The organism is Streptomyces sp. WM6386 (assembly GCF_000972385.1).
Taxonomy (GTDB): domain Bacteria; phylum Actinomycetota; class Actinomycetes; order Streptomycetales; family Streptomycetaceae; genus Streptomyces.
The window spans coordinates 1-318 of record NZ_JXTE01000769.1; the positions used below are offsets into that span (position 1 = coordinate 1).

1 pseudogene is annotated in these 318 nt (G+C 78.3%); it reads right to left on the reverse strand.

Going from position 1 to position 318, the window contains the following annotated elements:
• Positions 1–318 (reverse strand): annotated as a pseudogene (locus tag TN53_RS43590) (hypothetical protein); the annotation flags it as partial.

The window sequence follows — 318 nt, forward strand, 5'->3', positions numbered from 1 at the left end:
GTGCTGGCGACGACGGCGGCTTCGGCGACGTTCGGATGGGTCAGCAGGTGTTCCTCGACCTCGGTGACGGGGACCAGGAAGACGCCGCCGACCTCCTCGACGCTACGGTCCTCCTCGTCCGGACCGGCCGGCCTGCCGGTGTCGGTCCAGTCGTCCCCCTCCCAGACCGGGCGCAGGCCGCCGCTCTCGCGCCGCCATACCGCCAGCGGTGAGGCGGGGCCCCGGCGGGGCCGCCGGGGGTGGCCGGCGGCGGCCGGGGCCGGGGCGCCGTCATCCCCCCCCGCCGGGCTCGTCGTCCCGGCCAACAACGCCCCCAGC